Source organism: Rhizobium sp. BR 314 (genome assembly GCF_047445805.1).
GTDB classification, from domain to species: Bacteria; Pseudomonadota; Alphaproteobacteria; order Rhizobiales; family Rhizobiaceae; genus Rhizobium; species Rhizobium lusitanum_B.
The window spans coordinates 404,816-426,560 of record NZ_JARWLA010000003.1; the positions used below are offsets into that span (position 1 = coordinate 404,816).

Here is a 21,745-nt window from a genome sequence, read left to right on the forward strand (position 1 = left end):
TTGACGATTGCAGTCTCCCCGCAGTCCCTGCCGGCGCTCGTGCTGAACGCTGACTACAGACCGCTGAGTTATTACCCCTTGTCGCTGTGGTCCTGGCAGGACGCGATCAAGGCGGTTTTCCTTGACCGTGTGAACATCATTGCAGAATATGATCACAGCGTTTCGTCACCGAGCTTCTCGATGCGGCTGCCGAGCGTCGTCTGCCTGAAAACATACGTGCAGCCTTCCCGCAATCCAGCCTTCACCCGGTTCAACGTCTTCCTGCGCGACCGGTTCGAATGCCAGTATTGCGGCACCCATGACGACCTGACTTTCGACCACGTCATTCCGCGCGCCCATGGCGGCGAGACGACCTGGGAGAACGTGGTGGCCGCATGCTCGCCATGCAATCTGCGCAAGGGCAGCAAGCTACCGAAGCAGGCCGGCATGTTCCCGGCGCAGAAGCCATATCAGCCGACCGTGCAGGACCTGCATAACAACGGCCGTCTGTTCCCCCCGAACTATCTCCACGACAGCTGGCTCGACTATCTCTACTGGGATTCGGAACTGCAGCCGTAAGGGCTTTTCTGTTGGGTGCGAGTATCGCCTCCACGGCTTTATGCGAGGAGAGTGTGGCGCCCTCCTTTGTCGCTGTCGCGACATCTCCCCGCAAGGAGGGAGATCGGTAACTCGCGGTACCTTCCCGACCTAAATCGACATCGTATCTGCTGTTGTTGAGCTTACTTCGTTTAGTCGCGAGGTGCAGCACATTCGCACCAATCTCCCCCTTGTGGGGGAGATGTCACGAAGTGACAGAGGAGGGTATCAGAGCTACCTCATGCGAGAGGACCGTCGCCCGCCCAAAGATTCAAGCCGCCTTCTTTGCCCCAACAAAGGCAATGGCAGCCAGAATCACGCTTGCGATCACATTCCAGCCAGCCATGGACAGACCAAGGACACGCAACGCCGCTTCCGTGCACGACGGGCCCTTGATGGTGCTGAGTTCGCTCAGGAGGTTGCCGGCGTTCTGTGTCATGCTGCTGGCTGTCGTCGAGCAGGTGGTCGGGCCTTCCCAGAAATGCCATTCGACGCCGGCGTGATAGACGCCGATGCCGCCGCCGACCACCATCATCAGACCGGCGATGATCAAAAGGCCGCGGGTGATCCAGGAGGGCAGGCCGGCGATTGCGCTCAGCGCGGCGACGATCGCGACCGGGATGCCGTAGTAATAGGGCTGACGCTGCTCCAGGCAAAGCGCGCAGGGGATATAGCCGCCGATGTGCTGGAAGCCGAGCGCCGAACCGACGACGACGATCATGCCGATCGTCAGCAGCACGCTATAGCCGAGGCCGGCGCGGGAAGAGGTCGAGGTCGTAGACATGTATGGGGGCTCCTTGGTCAGCTTGCCAGGGCAAAATGGAAGACTGCGTAGAGGGCGATGAGAATGGCGGCGGCTGCCATGGCAATCTGGCCCAGGCGCTTCTCGATGAAATGGCGGATGGATTCGCCGTAGCGACGCAGCAGGAAGGCCAGAAGGAAGAAACGCGCGCCGCGGGCGACGATGGCCGATATGATGAACAGGCCGAGATCGATATGGGCGACGCCGGACAGGATCGTCACCACCTTGATCGGCGGCAGGTGCGCCAGGCCTGAAGTGACCAGCAGCAGCAGAACCCATTCATAGGTGACGCCGGCGCTCATCTGGTTGAAGGCGTCGAGCTTGCCGTAGAATTCGAGAATCGGTTTGGCAATAGTCTCGAAGGCGTAGTAGCCAAGCGCCCAGCCGGCAATGCCGCCGAGCACGGAAGCGACCGTCGCCGTCAGCGCATAGCGCCAGGCGCGCTCAGGCTTGGCAAGCGACATCGGCAGGAAAAGCACGTCGGCCGGAACGAGAAAGATCGAGCTTTCGACGAAGGCGATAACAGCCAACCAGATTTCCGCCGATTTGCGGCCGGCGAGCGACATGGTCCAGTCGTAAAGTCTACGAAGCATGAAGGCCCCTTTTTGCTGCGTTGCAAACCTTTAGGGGGCAGGATTATGGCTGTAAATGGTCGCCGAGCGGCGGAAGCCGCACAAAATCAAAATTTTTCGTGATGGAGGACCGCAGGTTCCGGAGTTTACCGAAGGTCCGGGCATGATTGATGGAAGTTATCGACCACCTGAAATGAACATGCTTGGTCACCGCATTCGCTTTTCGATCGTTCGACAACCGCAAGCCAATTCCTTGCCCATGCAGAATGGTCGATATGGAACTTAAACTGATAAAGGGGTTCACGTGATCGCAGGCAGAGGTTGTTTTGCATGTATCAGACTTCAACAAATCATGTTTGAAGTGGTGCCCCATGCCGGAGTCGAACCAGCACTTCTTTCGAAACTCGATTTTGAGTCGAGCGCGTCTACCAATTCCGCCAATGGGGCAACGGATCATGACGAGGCGGCTGTCTAGCATGTGATCGGCTCGGCGCGCAAGCCGGGTGCGGCAGATATTGCGAGTGTTTCCGCAGGGTTGCGGTTTTGCCCATGGCGTGGGTGGACGCCATGAGCTTTTTGCTCTCGCAGGCGCGGGCTCAGTGCGCCATGGCCGGGCCTTTGGCGGTGGAGCCGGATTTCTGCAGTGTGATCGCGAGGATCGCGGCGAGCAGGCAGAAGGCGCCGGCGACGAAGAAGGCGGGCAGGTAGGTGTTCAGCTCCGTGCGGGTGAGGCCGGCGCCATAGGCAGCGGTGGCGGCGCCGAGCTGATGGCCGGCAAAGACCCAGCCGAAGACGAGGCCGGCCTTTTCGCGGCCAAATCGGTCGGCGGCGATCTTGACGGTCGGCGGTACGGTGGCGATCCAGTCGAGGCCATAGAAGACGGCGAAGATCGACAGGCCGTAGAAGGTGAAGTTGCTGAAGGGCAGGTAGACCAGCGACAGGCCGCGCAGGCCGTAGTACCAGAAGAGCAGCCAGCGATTGTCGAAGCGGTCGGAGAGCCAGCCGGAGCCGATCGTGCCGAAGAAATCGAAGATGCCCATGACGGCGAGAACGCTGGCGGCAGCCACCGGGACGATGCCGAAATCGCCGCAGAGAGTAACGAAGTGCGTCTGGATGAGGCCGTTGGTCGACAGGCCGCAGATGAAGAAGGTGGCAAACAGGATCCAGAAGGTCGAGGTCGTGGAAACTTCCCGCAGAATGGCGAGCGGTGAGGCGAGCGCAGCCCTCAGGTTCCTTGTGGCCGCCGGTGGGGGTGTAATGTGGACCTCGCCGACCAGCGGCAGATTGACGTCCGAGGGACGGTCGCGCATCAAAAGCAGCACGATGAAGGCGGCGACGACGATCATGCCGCAGACGAAAAGCACCGTGGTGCGCCAGCCGTAGCGTGTCGTCAGTTCCGCCATCAGCGGCAGGAAGACGAGCTGTCCGGTGGCAGAGCTTGCCGAAAGCATGCCGATGACGAGGCCGCGATGCTTGGTGAACCAGCGCGTCGACACGGTTGCCGCCAGCACCATCGCGGTGAGGCCGGTGCCGAAGCCGATGATGATCCCCCAGCACACAAGCAGCTGCCAGACCTGCGTCATGTAAAGCGAGCCGATGAAGCCGACGCAGATGGTCGCCAGCGCAAAGACAATGACTTTGCGTATGCCGAAATGGTTCATGAAGGCGGCGGCGAAAGGCCCCATCAGGCCGAACAGAACGAGGCGGACGGCGAGGGCCGACGAAATGGAGGATGTGCTCCAGCCGAACTCGTCTTCCAGCGGCTTAATGAGCACGCCAGGTGCGCCCATGGCGCCGGCCGTGACGAGCATGGTGAGGAAAGTGGCGGCGACGACGACCCATCCGTAATGGATGTTGCGCCGGGCGAGCGTCGAAGCAAGGGCAGTGGAAACCATGAGCTGCGTTCCGATAGGTTGTGTGGCTTGACGTCTGGTACGGGGCCGCTGCGAGAGCGCGAGATCACGGACGGCCAGGGGGGTACCATATCCGCTTCTAGCGTCTTGCCGTTCTCCCGGCTTGAACGTTTGTGCAAAGGCATTTACATGATTGCTATCATATTTGTTTTGTATTGATGATTGTCATCATGTAAATTGTCAATACAGATTTATTGATGCGCTGATGGAGTTTTTTGATGAGAGTGAGCCGGGAAAAATTCGCCGAGAATCGCGAAAAGATCCTTGCCGTGGCAGGCGAGCTTTTTCGCGAAAAGGGTTTTGACGGCATTGGCGTCGCTGAGATTATGAAGGCGGCGGGGCTGACGCATGGCGGCTTCTATGGCCATTTCGATTCGAAGGACGAGCTTGCCTGCGAGGCGAGCAAAGCGCTGGTGGCGCGCTCGCTGGAGCGCTGGAAGCAGGTGGCGGCCAGCTCGCCCGAGCAGCCGCTGGAAGCGCTGCTGGCCCATTATCTCTCTCACCGCAATGTCGTCGAACACGCGACGGGCTGCGTCTTTGCGGCGCTGACGCAAGAAGTCAGCCGCCACGGCCCGGAAATGCAATCCACCTTCACCGGCGGCCTCATCGGATTGGTAGAGGTGCTGGAGGATATCGTGCCGGGCGAAACCCCCGAGGATCGACGGCGCAAGGCGTACGCCAGCCTCTCGGCCATGGTCGGCGCCGTCATTCTTGCGCGGGCAATGGATAGTCCGGAGCTGTCGCAGGAGTTTCTGGCGGCAACCCAGCAGGAGCTGACGCCTCCGCCGGGCACGAACGGGCGGGACAAGAGCGAGGCTTAGGCCGGCGACGAGCGGAGCAGCGAGAGGTTTGCCTGACCGCTCCGCACCCACAAGTTCAATCGCGGAACGCGAGCAGCCCGTTCGCCTCGACGATCTCCGTGAACTTGCCGTCGGGAGCGGCTGCAAGCAGCTTTTCACGAAGCGCCGCCTCGAAATCGGCTGCCTTGTCGCCGAGCGCCTGTGGCGAGGTTGACGACATCGAAAAGACGCGGCCGACGATGTCCTCGATATCCCTTGTATATTCCGAGACGATACCGATGCGCTCGAGATTGCGGAAGGGGGAGGCCAGCAACATGGCCTCATGAGGTGCCCATGCCTTGCTTTTGCGCAGCAGCCGGTCGGCATTGCGTTCGGGCGAGTAGGTTTCCGCCAGCGGCTCGACGATCCCGCGCCAATCCGGCTCCGCTAGAACACTTTTGTCATGAAACAACACGACGGCGCCGCTTGGCTCGATCAACCTGTCCAATGCCTCAAGAGTTGCCGGCCTGTCCATCCAGTGAAAGGAGCGGCCCATGACGCAGAGGTGCAGTTTGCCGATATCAGGCCCGAGATCGTAGGAGGAGCCTTGGCGAATGGTGATATCGACGCCGTCCTTCTTCGCGCCGGCCTCGACTTCGGCGAGCATTTCCGGTTCCGGATCCATGGCGGTGACGGCTGCGCTTTGCAGCCTAGCGAAAGCGATGCCGAGCTGGCCGGGACCGCAGCCGAGATCCAGCACAGGATCGCCGGCTTTTAGGCCGCTGCGTTCGGCAACGCGGGCAATCAGCTTGTCCGGATAAGGGATGCGATAGCGCAGGTAGTAGGCCGCGGTCGATTGAAAGCGCCGCGCTTCGAAGGGAACTGTGATCATCGGATGTCATCCTCGGGGGTAAGGGACCTCGATCCAGTTAAGCCCCAACTTTGACCTGATCGTGAAGTCACTTTTGCGCGATTTGCTGCGGGCTCAATCGACTTCGGAGGGTTGGATTGCCCCTCACCCTAGCCCTCTCCCCGCTTGTATGGAGAGGGAACGACAGAGCAAAACGACCGTGTTCACCCTGTGGATAGGACGTGGATTTGGCAGGAAAAGCCCCCTCTCCCTGCATGTGCGGGGAGAGGGCTGGGTGAGGGGCCATGCGCGGCGATGCGTCATCATTGCCTTTGCTTGGCCGCCCTCGAAGCCTCACTTGAATCCGGCTACCCCATGCGGGACATAGGGCGATTCCAGCGCCTCGATTTCTTCCGGCGTCAGCTTGACTTCCAGCGCCGCCACGGCATCCGTGATGTGGCCGGGCTTGGAGGCGCCGATGATCGGAGCGGTGACCGCGCTCTTCTGTAGAACCCAGGCGGTTGCGACCCTGGCGCGCGGAATGCCGCGTGCCTTTGCGACAGCGCCGACGGCATCGACGATCTTTCGGTCGGCTTCGAGCGCCTGGGTGTAGAGCGTCTTGCCGAACTCGTCGGATTGGGTGCGGGCCGTCGCCTCATCCCAGTCGCGGGTCAGGCGGCCGCGGGCGAGCGGGCTCCAGGGGATGACGGCGATCTTCTGGTCTTCGCAGAAAGGCAGCATTTCCCGCTCTTCTTCGCGGTAGAGCAGGTTCAGGTGGTCCTGCATGCTGACGAACTCCGTCCAGCCGTTAAGGCGAGAGGTGTAAATCGCCTTTGCGAACTGCCAAGCATACATGGAGGAAGCGCCGATGTAGCGGGCCTTGCCGGCCTTGACGACATCATGCAGCGCTTCCAGGGTTTCCTCGATCGGCGTCGTATAGTCCCAGCGATGGATCTGGTAGAGATCGACATACTCGGTGCCGAGGCGGCGCAGGCTGTTGTCGATCTCGTCGAAAATCGCCTTGCGTGACAGGCCGGCGCCGTTCGGGCCGGGGCGCATGCGGTTGAAGACCTTGGTGGCAAGCACGATGTCTTCGCGTCGCGCGAAATCCTTGATGGCGCGACCAACGATCTCCTCCGATGAGCCGTCGGAATAGGTGTTGGCCGTGTCGAGGAAGTTGATGCCGGCTTCTATAGCCTGGCGCAGCAGCGGACGGCTGTCCTCCTCCTTCAGCGACCAGGCATGCGTGCCCTTGTTGGGGTCGCCGTAGGTCATGCAACCCAGGCAGATGCGCGAGACTTCAAGGCCGGTCCTGCCAAACTTTACGTATTCCATCGATATTCTCCGTCCATTCGCTCATTTGATGCAAGGAGGCCCATCGTCGGAAGGGCGATGGGAATGGTGCGCCGCGAAAGGCAAATTAGCGGGTAACGCCGCCAGCGGACGCATCGGTTCGTGAAGAGCTTCGAAGTATTCTTCAATAAATAAGGCGATTCGCGCACGGGGGAAGACGGCAATTTCAAATGTTTCCTTGAACCCTGGAGGCGACAGGTGTTAGCTGCGCTGCACCATTTTTGGAATTCCGCATGAAATTGCCCCCGCGAGATACTTATGAAGCCCTCTATCGTGACTTTCGTTGGGAAGTTCCGGCGAAATTCAACATGGGACATGCTGTTTGCGATGCCTGGGCGGAACGTGAACCCGATCGGGTTTGCCTTCAGCATTTCAATCAGGACGGCAATCACTTTTCCATGACATATGGGGAGTTGCGGGCCTGTTCCGCATCTTTCGCAAATGCGCTCACTGCGCTTGGCGTGCGTCGCGGAGATCGCGTGGCGCTGCTGCTGCCGCAAAGCTTCGAGACCGTCGTTGCACATGTGGCGATCTACAAGATGGGGGCGATCGCACTGCCGTTGGCCTTGCTGTTTGGTGCGGAGGCGCTGGAATATCGGCTGCAGGCGTCCGGGGCGTCGGCTATCGTCACCAACCGCTTCGGTCTAGAGCGGCTGCGTCCGATCAGAGACCGGCTGCCAGAGTTGACGCAGGTCATCAGCATCGACGGTGCGGAAGATGGCGTCTCCGGCTTTGCCGATCTGGTAGCGGCCTACCCGCCTCTCTTCGAGGTGGCGGATACAGGCCCTGACGATCCGGCGTTGATGATTTTCACTTCGGGCACGACCGGACCACCCAAAGGCGCACTGCATGGCCATCGCGTGCTGCCGGGGCATATTCCGGGCATGCAGTTTGCCCATGAAGGCTTTCCCAAGGCCGGTGACCGGCTCTGGACGCCATCGGACTGGGCCTGGGCCGGCGGCCTTCTCAATGCGCTTCTGCCGAGCCTTATGCTTGGCGTTCCCGTCGTTTCCTCACCGGCGCAGAAGTTCGATCCGCATATGGCCTTCCGCATCATGGCCGAAATGGAGGTACGCAATGCCTTCATCCCGCCAACGGCGCTGCGACTGCTAAAGGCTGTCGACAACCCGCGAGCCCGCTACGACCTCAAGCTCCGTACCATCGGCTCGGCAGGCGAGGCGCTAGGCCGCGAAACCTTCGAATGGGCGCGTTCGGCGCTCGGTGTCAGCGTCAACGAGTTCTTCGGCCAGACGGAGTGCAATTTCGTGCTCGCCTCCAGCGAAGCCTTCGGTGTCAGCCGCGCAGGAGCAACGGGGAAGGCGGCACCCGGCCACCGTGTGGCGATCGTCGATGCCGATGGCGTCGAGGTACCTATTGGGGAGAGCGGGCAAATCGCCATCAAGCGTCCCGATCCGGTGATGTTCCTGGGCTATTGGCAGAATGAGACGGCGACGGAGGCGAAATTCGCCAATGATTGGCTGCTGACCGGCGATATCGGCCGGCAGGATGCGGATGGCTATATTTCCTTCGTCGGCCGCGACGACGATGTCATCACCTCGTCCGGCTATCGCATCGGGCCTAGCGAGATCGAAGATTGCCTCGGAGGCCATCCGGCCGTGCAGCTTGCCGCGGCGGTGGGCAAGCCGGATGCGGTGCGAACGGAGATCGTCAAGGCCTATGTCGTTCTCGTGCCTGGCCGTGAGCCGAGTGAAGCATTGGCCGCCGAAATCCGCGATTGGGTGAAAACACGGCTCTCGATGCATGAATATCCGCGCGAAATCGAATTCGTCGATGCATTGCCGCTTACCACCTCAGGCAAGGTCATCCGCCGCCTGCTGCGCGAGCGAGCGACGGAAGAAGCCCTACACGCCGAAAGTTAGAGCGAGCCTCGTAGGTTCCGATGAGCGTGCAAGGACGTTCTAACCCGTCGTTTTCCTGCGTATTTCGCGCTGAGAAACGCTGTGTGCTTTTCCTGGAAACACTCTAGCGCTTCGTCAGCGACAGGATCTTTTCGCGCAGCAGTTTCGCCATGTTGCGGGTACTGCGGTACATGTGCAGCTGTGTGGTGATCTGTCTGATATCGCGGTCACCGTTCGGCGTCAGGCCGATGATCAGGGTACCCATGGCCTCACGCTCGTGCCAGAAGCGGCTCATGATCGGATGATCCGCAATGGCGCAGGAATCGGACCGGACGACGTTGGCGTCGTCGAGGTGCCATTCCGTCAATTCGCCCATCAGGAGCTTGCCCGGCGAATAGCGGGCATAGGCCTCGTCATAGGCCGTCTTCCAGGTATAGGCCTCGCCGCCCATGATCAGCACGATCATCGAGGCGATGGCCTTGCCGTTCAGATCGATCGTGTGAATACGAACGGCGTCGATGGCCGCGAGATTGGAGATGGCTTCGCGGGCGAAGGCGGCGTGGTGGCGATCCGTGACCAGAGCCGTGCGCTTCTTGCCTTTCCAGCCGCTTGCCTCCAGCGCCAGGAATTCCTCCATGCGCAGGTGAATGTCACGGGCTTGGCGCGCGACATTGTAGGAGACGTCGCCCTGGTTTTCCAGCTGCCGCCATTGCCGGCGCATTTCGCGCAGATGGGCGTTGGAAATGGTCCGCTTCAGGTAGGCGATAGCATCCTCGTTGCTGTCGAGCATGGGACGCTGGAAGGGGTTTGCAATGGCGAAGGGCAGATTGCGGCTGATGGCCACGACCTTGGCCATCTGCGCAAAGCGGCCGTTCAAGCGCAGGTCGGGCAATACTAACGCCGTCGGCAGACGCAACTCAGGTCGCGCGAGCCCTTCGAAGAGATTGTCGAGCGTTTCCCCCGCATCCTCGGCATCGACAAGCGGCGTGCCCAGAGGGCCGAAGGAGTTGGACCAGACGCGAATGATTGAGGGGCCGATCGCAAAGCCCGGCTTGTCGACCGTAAATGGCATCAGCAGACGGATACGGCTGCGGGTGCTGCTATTGTCTCGCATCAGGGCCAGGCGGACCTGGCGGTCCTCCAGACGAGGCATGGCGGGCGCCAGAAAACGACCGGAGAAGAAGACGTTCGGCTCCATGGCGCGATTGGATAGGAAATCCAGCTCGTCCTGCAATTCATAACCGAGCTTGCCGGGGTAGAGGCAAAGCTCGCGGCCGGACCGGCCGACCTCGACCCTCGCTTCGGCCTTCGGCGTTTCGAAGTGCAGCGCTGCGAGCGTGTGCGTCAGAGCATTGACCTGGCTGTCGGTCGTTTGGGTATAAGGAGGGCGCGTCATGATTTAGGAGGCCCCGTGTGTTGTCGATGGCACCGCTGGGCGGCGAATGAGGGCGAAAAGTGTAATGCCGAGCGTTTTGCGCACGGCAATGTGCAGGAGCGAGGCTTCGAGCGCCATTGCAGCGGCTCCGGCCATGGCGGCGCCTTCGATGCCGAAACGAGGGATCAGGATGACGTTCAGGCCGATATTGGCGACGAGCGCAGCGGCATAGAGATAGACGCAGATCATCTGCTTGTCTGCCATGGTCAACAATACCTCGGCTGGACCGACCAGCGCTTTCGCAAGAATGCCGGCAAGAAGGATGGCCATGACGATCTGCCCTTCTGTGAAGGCAGAGCCGAAAAGCGATAGCAGTAGCTGGCCTGCGGCCAAGACCGCGAGGCCGATGGCGAGGGCCGGAAAGAAGGTCCAGCGGGTTGCCTCGGTGGCGAAGGCGGCCAGTTTTGCCTGGTCCTTCTCGGCCATGATGGCGGCAAAGCGCGGGCCGATGGCGGCCTTGACAGCGAAATAGATGAAATGCACCAGAGCCATGGTCTTGGCCGCGGCGAAGTAGACGGCGACCTCGTCCGGATCGAGAAAGATCCCGACGACGATGACATCGGAGTTGGTGAAGAGATAGCCGACACCTTCGACCAGAAATATCGGGAAGGCGACGGACAGCCAGGCCTTGAACTCGATGGTCCGCGCGCCGTTTGGATAGTGGCGGCGCAGACGGAAGGTAACGGCGAGATACTGAAGCAGGACGCTGGTAAAGGCTCCGGCCACTGCAGCCATCATGGCCGTGATGGCGTCCCGCGGCGCACCGGCCAAAACGGCGATGACCATGAACAGCAGGATCAGCGACGGGCGGATGAGGAAGGTCGGGCTCAGCGCCATGATCGGCCAATGCTTGGCGCGGGCGGTGCCGTCGAGGACGTCACCGAGCGCGATCATAGGCACGGCGATAAGGCCAAGCAGGATCGGCGTGAGATAATAGTGCTCGATCGTGCCGCGCAGGGCATAAACCAGAGCGGCTCCGAGCAGTGCCAGCGCGCCCGAAAGCCCGACGACGAACACGCGGGCCGTCGTGTTCAGCCCGCGAAGGGCAGCATGGTCGCCGCTTGCGTCATATTGCGGCAGGAAGCGGATGATGGCGGTCGGGAAGCCAAGACAGGCAAGGTTGCCGAACAGGATCATCAGCACCCAGACGAAGACGAAGACGCCATAGTCGAAGCGGCCCATCAGGCGAGCGAGAATGATCTGTGACAAGAAGGCGAGGGCGGCGCCGACGATACGGATGGTGAAGGCGATCAGCGCCATGCGCTGTGAAACGGCTTTTTCATCGTTGCTGGTAAGGATGTCGGCAAGTTTGCGCAGATATGGCGTCGCTACAGCCCGCAATACGGACGGCAGCATTCTCTCCGCTGTTTGAAAGACCGCCATGATCAACACGCAATACTTTAAATATGGTCCGAACCTCACGATAGTCTTGGCAGAGGAGGGTTAAGAATAGGTTCTTTCTATCCTTCGAAAGCAATGGGGCAAAGGGTGGCTCCGAAAACGAAAAATGCCGCCCGGAGGGCGGCATCCTATTGAATCTCCAAAAGGAACGAAGTCTCAGACGACTTCGGTGCTTTCGAAGGCGCCATGGCAATGCTTGTATTTCTTGCCGGAACCGCAAGGGCAGGCTTCGTTGCGGCCGACGCGACCCCAGGTTGCCGGATTGCTGGGGTCGCGATTTTCCGGCGGCACGAAGTTTTCGCTTACCAGGCTAAGCGGAGAGAATTCGTCTTCGCCCGTCGTGGCGTCAATATGACGGCCCTGCATCGGCGGGGTTTCCGGTTCAGACGGCTGGTGGACGAGTTCGACACGCGAAAGCTGGGCGGTGACTGCCTGGCGCAGGTTGTTCAGCAGGGACTGGAACAGCTCGAAAGCCTCGGCCTTGTATTCCTGCAGCGGGTCGCGCTGGGCATAGCCGCGGAAGCCGATGACCGAACGAAGATGGTCGAGGTTGACGATGTGCTCGCGCCAAAGATTGTCCAGCGTTTGCAGAACGATGGAGCGCTCGACATAGGTCATGATCTCGGGGCCGAAGCGTTCTGCCTTCTCGGTCGCAGCCTTTTCGGCAGCTTCGGTCAGGCGGGCGCGGATGTCATCTTCGGCGATGCCTTCTTCCTTGACCCAGTCGTGGACGGGCATGTCGAGGTCGAAGAAGTTGGCGACGCCTGCCTTCAGGCCGTCGGCATCCCACTGTTCGGCATAGGCGCGCTCGGGGATATGTCTCGTGACCAGATCCTCGATGACCTCGTGGCGCATGTCGCCAACGGTTTCGGAAAGGTCGGTCGCATCCATCAGCTCGACGCGCTGCTCGAAGATGACCTTGCGTTGGTCGTTCAGCACGTCGTCATACTTCAGAACGTTTTTGCGGATATCGAAGTTGCGGGCTTCGACCTTCTTCTGGGCGCGCTCCAAGGCCTTGTTGATCCAAGGATGGACGATGGCTTCGCCTTCCTTGAGACCAAGTTTCTGCAGCATGCCGTCCATGCGGTCGGAGCCGAAGATGCGCATCAGGTCGTCCTGAAGCGACAGGTAGAATTTCGAGCGGCCAGGGTCGCCCTGACGGCCGGAACGGCCACGGAGCTGGTTGTCGATACGACGGCTTTCATGGCGCTCGCTGGCGATGACGTAGAGGCCGCCGGCGGCAAGGGACTTCTGTTTCAGTTCCTTGATTTCTTCGGCGATCTTGGCGATTGCGGCGTCGCGCTCCGGACCGGGCTCAACGTCATGCAGATCGCGCTCGACACGCATTTCAAGGTTGCCACCGAGCTGGATGTCGGTACCGCGTCCGGCCATGTTGGTCGCGATCGTGACAGTACCGGGAACGCCGGCCTGGGCAACGATATAGGCTTCCTGCTCATGGTAGCGGGCGTTCAGAACCTGGAAGTTGTTGAAGCCCTGCTTGCGCATGAGGTCGGCAAGAAGTTCCGACTTCTCGATGGAAGTCGTGCCGACGAGCACCGGCTGGCCGCGCTTATGCGCATCCATGATTTCGGCGATGATCGCCTTGTACTTCTCTTCATGCGTACGATAGACCTCGTCGTCCTCGTCGATACGCTTGATCGGCAGGTTGGTCGGCACTTCGACCACGTCGAGACCGTAGATGTTGCCGAATTCTTCCGCTTCCGTCGATGCCGTACCGGTCATGCCGGCCAGCTTGTCGTACATGCGGAAGTAGTTCTGGAAGGTGATCTGCGCCAGCGTCTGGTTTTCCGGCTGGATCTGTACCCGTTCCTTGGCTTCGAGCGCCTGGTGCTGGCCGTCCGAATAACGGCGGCCTGGCATCATGCGGCCGGTGAATTCGTCGATGATGACGACTTCGCCGTTGCGGACGATGTAGTCCTTGTCGCGCTGGAAGAGCTTGTGGGCCTTAAGGGCATTGTTGATGTGGTGAACGATTGCGACGTTCTCGACGTCGTAAAGCGATTCACCCTTCAGCAGGCCGGCTTCGTTCAGCATGTTTTCCAGCTTCTCGGTGCCTTCTTCGGAGAAGTTGGCCGAGCGCTGCTTTTCGTCGATTTCGTAGTCTTCCTTCGAAAGCCGCGGGATGAAGGCGTCGATCGTGGTGTAGAGATCGGAGCGGTCGTCGAGCGGGCCCGAGATGATCAGCGGCGTACGCGCTTCGTCGATGAGGATCGAGTCCACTTCGTCGACGATGGCGAAGCTGTGGCCACGCTGAACCATCTGCCCGCGATCATACTTCATGTTGTCGCGCAGATAGTCGAAGCCGAGCTCGTTGTTGGTGCCGTAGGTGATGTCGCAGGCATAGGCGTCGCGGCGCTCTTCGTCGGACAGACCATGGATGATGACGCCGGTGGTCAGCCCGAGGAAGCTATAGAGGCGACCCATGGTGGCGCTATCGCGCTGTGCCAGGTAATCGTTGACGGTGACGACGTGTACGCCCTTGCCGGCCAGCGCGTTCAGATAGACCGGCAGCGTGCCGACAAGCGTCTTGCCTTCGCCGGTCTTCATTTCCGCGATCGCGTTGGAATGAAGGATCATGCCGCCGATGAGCTGTACGTCAAAAGGTCGCATGCCGAGAACGCGACGCGATGCCTCGCGTGCCACCGCAAAGGCGGGGACAAGGAGGTCGTCGAGCGTCTTGCCGTCGGCGAGCTGCTTGCGGAACTCAACCGTCTTGGCGGCCAAAGCCTCATCGGACAGCGCACGCATCTGCTGCTCGAGTGCGTTGATGGCAACGACATTCGGCTGGAACGACTTGACGCGACGGTCGTTGGACGAGCCGAACAACTTGCGGGCAATTCCACCTAGGCTGACCATGTGACTGGTCCTTTCTGAGATTTCATCCGGCCGTTCCCTGCTTTATCCATTCCCAAAAAAACGGGAGTATAGCACAAAACGGCCGGAAACTGTTCTGGACGCGAGGTTGCGTGACAGATAAGAGGGGGGTCGATTGATGTCAACGGGAATTGGCCGATACACAAAGGCCACATTCTCCTGCTGAAGGCTTTTTCACGCCGGATTCCCATCTGTCGAGCCGGTCGAGATCACCGAAGGGTTATTTTATGTTGAAGTACAACAAACTTGCTGCGGTTGCTTTCGCAACAGTCATTACCTTCCAGGCGCCGGCCTTTGCTGCTGACGCCAAGGATGCCGTCGTTGCCAAGGTTGGCAATGTCGAAATCCATCAATCCGAACTTGACCTGGCGATTGCCAATCTCGATCCGCAACTCGGCCAGCTCCCGGACGACCAGAAGAAGGTTGCTGCCCTTTCCGCTTCGATCGACGTGAAACTGCTGTCGCAGAAGGCTGCTGCCGAGAAGCTCGACCAGACGCCGGATTTCCAGGCTCATATGGCCTATCTGCGTGACCGCGAGCTGCACAATGCCTACTTCAAGGCGCATGTTGCCGACGCCATCAAGGATGATGAAGTCAAGGCTCGCTACGACAAGGAAGTCGCAGCCCTCCCGAAGCAGGAAGAAGTTCACGCCCGCCACATCCTGGTGAAGACCGAGGACGAAGCCAAGGCGATCATCAAGGAACTCGACGGCGGCAAGGATTTTGCTGCGCTCGCCAAGGAAAAGTCCACCGATCCGAACAAGGCTGACGGCGGCGATCTCGGCTATTTCGGCCATGGCCGTATGGTCAAGGAATTCGAAGAGGCAGCTTTCGCCCTTCCTGTGGGAACCTACACCAAAACCCCGGTCAAGACCGATTTCGGTTGGCATGTCATCAAGGTCGAGGACAAGCGCAACGCTCCTCCTCCGGCTTTCGATCAGGTCAAGGAACAGGTTCGTCAGCTCGTCATGCGCGACAAGTATCTTGAGCTGCTGAACAAGGCCAAGCAGGATGCCAAGGTTTCCATCAGCGACCCGGCGCTCAGCAAGGCCTACGAAGATGCGCAGAAGCAGCAGGATGCGGCCCCGGCAGATGATGCCATCGCGCCTGACGCTCAGCCGCAGCAGTAAGCAATCGTAAGCAGGATCATCGGGGCTCGGGATTTCCGGGCCCTTCCACTGGAGCCGGATGATTTTAGTCGCATCGACCTAGAATCTGAATCCGCTCCAGAACCAAAGAAGCAGAGCATGATGCCGAAAACTGGATACACTTTTCGGCATCATGCTCTTTCAGGTGGCTCTCATGTCCGGTTCCGTTTCTCCGCTCGCTCCCAAAACCTTTGCCTCAATGCCCGCTCTTCGCGGCGTGCGCATGACGACGGCATCCGCCGGTATCAAGTACAAGAACCGGACGGACGTCCTGCTGATGGTTTTCGATAAGCCAGCAGCTGTCGCCGGCGTCTTCACGCGCTCGAAGTGCCCTTCGGCTCCTGTCGATTTCTGCCGGAAGAACCTCGCCCACGGCAGCGCGCGTGCCGTCGTCGTCAATTCTGGCAATGCCAATGCCTTTACCGGCCTGAAGGGGCGCCAGGCGACGGAGCTGACCGCCAAGTCCGCGGCTGCGGCCGTCGGCTGCGGTGAAAACGAGGTTTATCTTGCCTCGACAGGCGTTATCGGCGAACCTCTCGATGCCGCCAAGTTTGCCGGCGTGCTCGACACCATGGCGAAAGACGCTGTCAACGATTTCTGGTTTGAGGCCGCCAAGGCCATCATGACCACGGATACCTATCCGAAGGTCGCGACCCGCACTGCCGAGATCGGCGGCGTCAATGTCACCATCAACGGCATTGCCAAGGGTGCCGGCATGATCGCACCTGACATGGCGACCATGCTTTCCTTCGTCGTCACGGATGCCGATATTTCCTCTGCCGCTCTTCAGTCGCTGCTGTCCGATGGCGTCGGCCCGAGCTTCAATTCCATGACTGTCGACAGCGATACTTCGACGTCCGACACGCTGATGCTGTTCGCCACCGGCGCTGCCGCAGCCGACGGTCAGGCGCATATCGATCGCTCCGACGATCCGAAGCTTGCGGGCTTCCGCGCGGCGCTCAACGAGCTGCTTAAGGATCTCGCCATTCAGGTCGTTCGCGACGGCGAAGGCGCCACAAAGATGCTCGAAATCACCGTGACGGGCGCCGAGAACGATGCCGCTGCCAAGCGCATAGCGCTGTCGATCGCCAATTCGCCGCTGGTCAAGACCGCCGCTGCCGGCGAAGACGCCAATTGGGGCCGCGTCGTCATGGCTGTCGGCAAGGCCGGCGAGATGGCGGATCGCGACAAGCTCGCCATCTGGTTCGGTGACGTTCGCGTTGCCGTCAACGGCGAGCGTGACGCTTCCTATTCCGAGGACGCTGCCTCCAACGTCATGAAACAGCAGGATATTCCGGTGAAGGTCGATCTCGGCCTCGGCAATGGTCGCGCAACGGTCTGGACCTGCGACCTGACGAAGGAATATGTTGCCATCAATGGCGACTACCGGAGCTGATATCTAGCAGATGCATGCGCAGTCCACGATAAACAAGCTGCCGCTGGTGCGCAGGCTGGAAGCCGTCGGCTTTCGGGCCTGGCCAGCGTCGTCTGTGCAGTATGACGGCAGCTGGCAGGTTCGGCTGACGGCGGGTCATCCATCGAAACGGCTCAACTCCGTTGTGCCGCTCGATCCGTCCGATCACCGCGATCTCGAAATCCGGTTGAGCAAGGCGCAGCGCAAGTTCGAAGCCTATGGCAGGCCGATGGTGGTGCGTGAAACGCCGCTCGCTTCGTCGCAACTGATCGATCTCCTTCGGGAGCGCGGCTGGACGTGCTTCGACGAGACGATCGTCATGACAGCCGATCTAGTCAATCTTGAATTGCCCGATATGCTGGACCATCTGCCGAGCCACGATGTGGGTCGCTTCGTGGATGCCAGCCTCATTGTCGATGAGGCCGATCCCGCCTTGAAGCCGGCGCTGGCCGAGGTGGTGAGCAGCATCAAGCCGCCGTCGGGGCTTTTCGTTATCGAGGATGCGGAAGCTGGCCCCTTGGCAACGACGCTTTGCGTGCAGGATAACGACCTTGCTGGCGTGATGTCGGTGGCGGTTTCAGCGCAGCATCGTCGCAATGGGCTGGGCGCTGAAATCCTGACCTCGGCACTTCGCTGGGCGCGGATGCGTAGCGCCAAGACGGCCTGGCTTCAGGTCAGCGCCGACAACGCGCCTGCGATCGCGCTCTATGCCCGGTTCGGGTTCCGCGAGGCCTATCGTTACCGCTATTGGCGTTTGCCGGAGGAAGCATGAGCGAGACTGGCCGCAAGATCGTCCTCGTTGCTGCTTGTGCACTCATCGATACAGATGGCCGCATCCTTCTCGCGCAGCGCCCCGAGGGCAAGTCGCTCGCCGGCCTCTGGGAGTTTCCCGGCGGCAAGGTCGAAGCCGGCGAAACGCCGGAAGAGACGCTGGTGCGTGAACTTGAGGAAGAGATCGGCGTGCAGACGAAGATCGCATGTCTCGCGCCGCTGACCTTTGCTAGCCATACCTATGAGACCTTCCATCTGCTGATGCCGCTCTATATCTGCCGGCGTTACGAAGGAATTCCGCATGGCCGGGAAGGGCAGGCGCTCAAGTGGGTTCGGCCGCAGGCCCTGCGCGACTATCCCATGCCACCGGCCGACGAGCCGCTGATCCCCTTCCTGCAGGATCTGCTCTAAAACCTTTCCGCTTTTCTTCGAACGCGAAAATGCTTTCTCTTTTTGTCACTACGCAATTCGGGACGGAAAACCGCGTCGCACTTTTCCTGGCATTGCTCTAAGCTCAGATATCCCTAAAGCGGAATTTTGATTTCTCAAGCTGATCGAGGCTGTCGGCTGTTGGATCTCTGCCTGATGGATCTGCCTTTGACGCTCTCCGCAGCAGCTCCGTCAACATTTCCGACTGCCTGACAGAATTGTGGCGAATTGCCTCCAGATGCTCGAGCATGAGTCCAAAGGCAAAAATCGCGACGCCCCAAAAAGCGTACACAAGGGCGGCGATCACCCCCAAGGGTAAAACCTTGGATGCCCCCGATGAAGAGCATCAAAATTGCCACCAGGATCGCGAGAGCTATGACAAGGCCGCCGACAGCTTTAAACAGTCCTACCATACATTAGCCCTTGCGCAACTTAAGGTGATAAAATTACCTCATAGGTTGCATCAAGGCGAGTGGACGCCAATCTCAATTTGCTGGTGTTTGATGCATCCGCATGTCCTATTGCGTGTTGCTGCAGAAGAGATTTGGCGTTCGCTGATGCGTTGCATCTTTCTTCAACCCGCCGCGCCAACGTTTCGCGTGCCCAATGGCAACACACGGTAAGTATGGTTAACGAAAATTAGCCATTTGAAATCAGCTGCATAGGCCGAATCAGGCGGTGTCCCGGAATTTTACGTCTCATTAATTTGCATGTGGATATTAAGGGATCATTTATGACCTTCTGGCATTCAATGCTCTCAATCAAGCGGGTTGTTGGGTGCGTTAAAGAAGGCTTGACATAATGGACGACGATTTCTGGAAAGCTGTTCAAGAAAAAGAGCAGTCCTATTCCACGTCGCGCAGGACGGGCGCGTTGAATATCGCTTTGCTGTTTGGTACGGCGGCGGTCGCGCTTTCGCTCATTCTCACGCCGATGCTCTCCGACAAATCCAAGTCTCGCGTGCTTGCAAGCGCGCCGGATCTCGACAATATTACGACGGGTTCAATTCCTCAGACTGAAAACGGCAAGCGTTATACGATCCGCCGCAGTGTGCTGCAGCATGAGCCGGGTTCGGTCTGCATCGTTCAGGGATACGGGGCAGACAGCAGCTGCCAATAGCATGAGCATAGCCTGCCAGATGCCATGACAGCATCGGATTCACGAGATGTTGATGTCCAATGCTGAGGCTGGGGAGCTTTGAGCGTATGCGTGCCGTACGACGTTTTTTCAGTGACAAGACCGGTGCCACGGTCATCGAGTATGGGCTGATTGCCGCACTGATGTCGGCTGCGATCATCAGTGGCGTCGGCGCGTTTGGCGGCAGCTTGGCGAACACATTCAACCTGCTATCCAACACGGTTCAAAACTCGTCGCCCAACCAGAATTGAGATCATATTAGCAGGAGCCGATCGTCCAACGTGCTCGCCGGAGGTTTCGTGCGCGTCGATTCCCACGACTTCGCACTGCCGCGAAACCGTTGCCGACTTTCGCGCCGTATTTTCTATTGCTTCAGCTTGTGCTCTTCCACCTTGAGCGCATCGGCAAGCCGAGCCTTTGCCGAGCCCGGCTGAAGCGGCTTCTGCTGGCTTTCGTGCGGCGTCCATCCGGATACGTAGATGATCGAAAACGTCGCCCTGATCCTGCCGTCCGGGTCTGAATAGCGTTCGGCATAGAGTTCAGCCGCCCGCAGGAAGAAGGCGCGTGTCAGCGGTGCGCGGCTACGCTCGGCGAGCGGGTTGGTCATCCCCATGGCGCGAAGATCGCGCATCAAGGCGAATAGATTGTCGTAGCGCACCGTATAGGTCTCGGCGTCGATGACGGGCAGGGTAAACCCGGCCCGTTGCAGCAGCCCGCCGACATCGCGGACATCGGCAAAGGGGATTACGCGGGGGCTGGCGCCGCCAGTCAGCTCGATTTCGGCGGCAAGCAGAACCTCGCGCAGTTCCTGCAGGGTCCCGAGGCCCGGAATCGCCGCCAGGAAGAGGCCGTCGGCCTTTAGCGCCCGGCGAACCTGAATGAAGACGCCCGGTGTGTCGTTGGTGACATGCAGGTTGAGGGGCGAGAGAACGAGGTTGACCGACTCCGCCTCCAGCGGCAACTCCTCGATAGGCGCTTCGATGACGGTTTCGCCAGGTGCGGCAAAGCCCGGCTCATTCTCGATCCTGCTGACGTGGCCGATCTTGCCGGTTGCAAGCGCCAGACGCGCCGCTACGCCGGTCGCGCCGTGAAGTTCGACCGCTTCGTCGAAATGACGTTCGGTCACGGCCAGCCGCTCCGCCAGTTCGCCGGCGGCGATATCGAGCAGAAATGCGGCCTTTGGATCGCCCTGTCTCAGTGCCCGGCGCTTACGGGCGGCGAGCAGCGTTTGGTCGAAGACGATTTCCATGGCGTTTTCCTGCAATAAGTTCACTTCGGCGGGGCATGGCGGGCACGCGCGTTTTCCTTCGCAAAGCCTGCGGGAAAAAGCTAGTGTCAATCATATGGGGATGATGGGGCGCGAAATCACATTATCTATGCTGACGGCTGGGCTGAAAAGGCCATGGGTCGCACTCGCCGATCTGGTCTATACGCCCGCCTGTCGCGGTTGCCGCGTTTCCGTTGGTGCGCATCGTGGCCTCTGCCCCGACTGTTGGTCAAAGATCCGCTTCATCGAGCGGCCCTATTGCGAGGTTCTCGGCAGTCCTTTTTCCTATGATCTCGGCGCCGGCATTCTCAGCGCCGAAGCGATCGCCGATCCACCCGTCTTCGATCGGCTGCGCTCTGCCGCCGTTCTCGATGGCATCGTGCGCGACTTGGTGTTCAGCCTGAAATATCGCGACCGCACCGATCTGGCGCCGATGATGGCCGGGTGGATGCTGCGCGCCGGCGACGGCACGGTCGCCGCGTGCGACGCGATCATTCCCGTGCCCCTGCATCGGGCGCGGCTGTTTTCGCGCAAGTACAATCAGGCGGCCGAACTGGCGCGTCATGTCGCCGGTCTTTCTGGGAAGCCGCTTCTTGCCGCGACGCTGTTGCGCATCAAGCGCACGAGCCGGCAGGTCGGTCTCGGCGCCAAGACACGGCACGACAATGTGCGCGGGGCATTTGCCGTCTCGGAACATCGGGCGGCCGATATTTTCGGCCGGCGCATCGTGCTGGTAGATGACGTCTATACCACAGGTGCGCCCGTGGCTGCGGCCACGCGCGCATTGAAGAAAGCCGGCGCGGCGGATGCCACCGTTTTGACCTTTGCAAGGGTCGTCGGCCATCTTATATGACACCAAAGCTAAGCTATTCCGGAGTGGATTATGGCATCCGTCGTTATTTATACGCGTGAGTTCTGCGGCTACTGCGCTCGTGCGAAATCGCTGCTCGAAGCTAAAGGCGTCGATTATGTCGAGCACAATGCGACTTATTCGCCCGAAGCGCGGCAGGAGATGATTGCGAAGGCGAACGGTCGTTCGACCTTTCCGCAGATCTTCATCAATGACGAGCATGTCGGCGGCTGTGACGATATCCACGCGCTGGATCGGGCCGGCAAGCTCGATCCGATGCTGTCAGCCTGAACC

21 protein-coding genes and 1 tRNA gene are annotated in these 21,745 nt (G+C 60.0%); 12 read left to right on the forward strand and 10 right to left on the reverse strand.

The features are described 5' to 3' along the window. Positions 1 to 558, forward strand: a complete 558-nt coding sequence (locus QD461_RS06880; protein WP_113347946.1) for an HNH endonuclease — start codon at positions 1 to 3, stop codon at positions 556 to 558. A gap of 289 nt (positions 559 to 847) precedes the next feature. Here QD461_RS06880 and QD461_RS06885 read toward each other — a convergent pair whose 3' ends face one another. The 4 genes from QD461_RS06885 to QD461_RS06900 form a co-directional block, all read right to left on the reverse strand. Then, complete coding sequence (locus QD461_RS06885) at positions 848 to 1,360, reverse strand: disulfide bond formation protein B (RefSeq protein ID WP_414087036.1); 513 nt, start codon at positions 1,358 to 1,360, stop codon at positions 848 to 850. Between the two features lie 17 nt (positions 1,361 to 1,377). Continuing rightward, complete coding sequence (locus tag QD461_RS06890) at positions 1,378 to 1,971, reverse strand: YqaA family protein (protein WP_184709933.1); 594 nt, start codon at positions 1,969 to 1,971, stop codon at positions 1,378 to 1,380. A gap of 341 nt (positions 1,972 to 2,312) precedes the next feature. Then, positions 2,313 to 2,397: transfer RNA gene (locus tag QD461_RS06895), tRNA-Leu, on the reverse strand. Between the two features lie 149 nt (positions 2,398 to 2,546). Continuing rightward, complete coding sequence (locus QD461_RS06900; protein WP_414087037.1) at positions 2,547 to 3,845, reverse strand: MFS transporter; 1,299 nt, start codon at positions 3,843 to 3,845, stop codon at positions 2,547 to 2,549. A 236-nt stretch (positions 3,846 to 4,081) separates the two neighbouring features. On the opposite strand from QD461_RS06900, the gene QD461_RS06905 reads away from it, so the two are divergent. Beyond that, positions 4,082 to 4,684: a TetR/AcrR family transcriptional regulator gene (locus QD461_RS06905; protein WP_414087038.1), complete on the forward strand. Its 603-nt coding sequence runs from the start codon at positions 4,082 to 4,084 to the stop codon at positions 4,682 to 4,684. A 55-nt stretch (positions 4,685 to 4,739) separates the two neighbouring features. Here the strand turns inward: QD461_RS06905 and QD461_RS06910 are convergent, their stop codons facing one another. Further along, the gene (locus tag QD461_RS06910; RefSeq protein ID WP_414087039.1) at positions 4,740 to 5,534 is read right to left on the reverse strand and encodes a class I SAM-dependent methyltransferase; all 795 of its coding nucleotides are present in this window, start codon (positions 5,532 to 5,534) and stop codon (positions 4,740 to 4,742) included. Between the two features lie 312 nt (positions 5,535 to 5,846). Further along, positions 5,847 to 6,827, reverse strand: a complete 981-nt coding sequence (locus QD461_RS06915; protein ID WP_414087040.1) for an aldo/keto reductase — start codon at positions 6,825 to 6,827, stop codon at positions 5,847 to 5,849. 251 nt (positions 6,828 to 7,078) lie between these two features. Between QD461_RS06915 and QD461_RS06920 the strand changes: the two genes are divergently transcribed. Beyond that, positions 7,079 to 8,725, forward strand: a complete 1,647-nt coding sequence (locus tag QD461_RS06920) for an AMP-binding protein (protein ID WP_414087041.1) — start codon at positions 7,079 to 7,081, stop codon at positions 8,723 to 8,725. Between the two features lie 103 nt (positions 8,726 to 8,828). Here the strand turns inward: QD461_RS06920 and QD461_RS06925 are convergent, their stop codons facing one another. From QD461_RS06925 to secA, 3 genes are all read right to left on the reverse strand, one after another. After that, positions 8,829 to 10,100 carry a GNAT family N-acetyltransferase gene (locus QD461_RS06925; protein WP_414087042.1) on the reverse strand — a complete coding sequence of 424 codons (1,272 nt, stop codon included), beginning with the start codon at positions 10,098 to 10,100 and terminating at the stop codon, positions 8,829 to 8,831. Positions 10,101 to 10,103: 3 nt separating this feature from the next. After that, positions 10,104 to 11,531, reverse strand: coding sequence for an oligosaccharide flippase family protein (locus QD461_RS06930; RefSeq protein ID WP_414087043.1), 1,428 nt, complete (start codon positions 11,529 to 11,531; stop codon positions 10,104 to 10,106). A gap of 165 nt (positions 11,532 to 11,696) precedes the next feature. Then, a complete protein-coding gene (secA, locus tag QD461_RS06935) occupies positions 11,697 to 14,417 on the reverse strand; it encodes a preprotein translocase subunit SecA (protein ID WP_414087044.1) in 2,721 nt (906 codons plus the stop codon). Between the two features lie 245 nt (positions 14,418 to 14,662). On the opposite strand from secA, the gene QD461_RS06940 reads away from it, so the two are divergent. The 7 genes from QD461_RS06940 (at position 14,663) to QD461_RS06970 (ending at position 19,585) form a co-directional block, all read left to right on the forward strand. Continuing rightward, entirely contained in the window at positions 14,663 to 15,565 is a 903-nt protein-coding gene (locus QD461_RS06940; RefSeq protein WP_414087045.1) for a peptidylprolyl isomerase, read from the forward strand. A gap of 172 nt (positions 15,566 to 15,737) precedes the next feature. Further along, a complete protein-coding gene (gene argJ / locus QD461_RS06945) occupies positions 15,738 to 16,979 on the forward strand; it encodes a bifunctional glutamate N-acetyltransferase/amino-acid acetyltransferase ArgJ (RefSeq protein WP_414087046.1) in 1,242 nt (413 codons plus the stop codon). Positions 16,980 to 16,989: 10 nt separating this feature from the next. Beyond that, complete coding sequence (locus tag QD461_RS06950; RefSeq protein WP_414087047.1) at positions 16,990 to 17,769, forward strand: GNAT family N-acetyltransferase; 780 nt, start codon at positions 16,990 to 16,992, stop codon at positions 17,767 to 17,769. After that, the gene (gene mutT / locus QD461_RS06955) at positions 17,766 to 18,179 is read left to right on the forward strand and encodes an 8-oxo-dGTP diphosphatase MutT (RefSeq protein ID WP_199095287.1); all 414 of its coding nucleotides are present in this window, start codon (positions 17,766 to 17,768) and stop codon (positions 18,177 to 18,179) included. Before QD461_RS06950 ends, mutT begins: the two co-directional genes overlap by 4 nt. A 266-nt stretch (positions 18,180 to 18,445) precedes the next feature. Beyond that, complete coding sequence (locus tag QD461_RS06960) at positions 18,446 to 18,820, forward strand: hypothetical protein (protein WP_414087048.1); 375 nt, start codon at positions 18,446 to 18,448, stop codon at positions 18,818 to 18,820. A 178-nt stretch (positions 18,821 to 18,998) separates the two neighbouring features. After that, positions 18,999 to 19,316, forward strand: coding sequence for a hypothetical protein (locus tag QD461_RS06965; RefSeq protein WP_184709905.1), 318 nt, complete (start codon positions 18,999 to 19,001; stop codon positions 19,314 to 19,316). Between the two features lie 86 nt (positions 19,317 to 19,402). Beyond that, positions 19,403 to 19,585, forward strand: coding sequence for a Flp family type IVb pilin (locus tag QD461_RS06970; protein WP_414087049.1), 183 nt, complete (start codon positions 19,403 to 19,405; stop codon positions 19,583 to 19,585). A gap of 113 nt (positions 19,586 to 19,698) precedes the next feature. On the opposite strand, the gene QD461_RS06975 is transcribed toward QD461_RS06970, so the two are convergent. Continuing rightward, entirely contained in the window at positions 19,699 to 20,583 is an 885-nt protein-coding gene (locus QD461_RS06975) for a class I SAM-dependent methyltransferase (protein ID WP_414087050.1), read from the reverse strand. A 94-nt stretch (positions 20,584 to 20,677) separates the two neighbouring features. Here QD461_RS06975 and QD461_RS06980 point away from each other — a divergent pair, with 94 nt between their 5' ends. Continuing rightward, positions 20,678 to 21,454 (forward strand): ComF family protein, encoded by a 777-nt coding sequence (locus QD461_RS06980; protein ID WP_414087085.1) that lies wholly within the window; start codon positions 20,678 to 20,680, stop codon positions 21,452 to 21,454. 30 nt (positions 21,455 to 21,484) lie between these two features. Then, positions 21,485 to 21,742, forward strand: coding sequence for a glutaredoxin 3 (gene grxC, locus QD461_RS06985; RefSeq protein ID WP_414087051.1), 258 nt, complete (start codon positions 21,485 to 21,487; stop codon positions 21,740 to 21,742). Positions 21,743 to 21,745 lie beyond the last annotated feature (3 nt).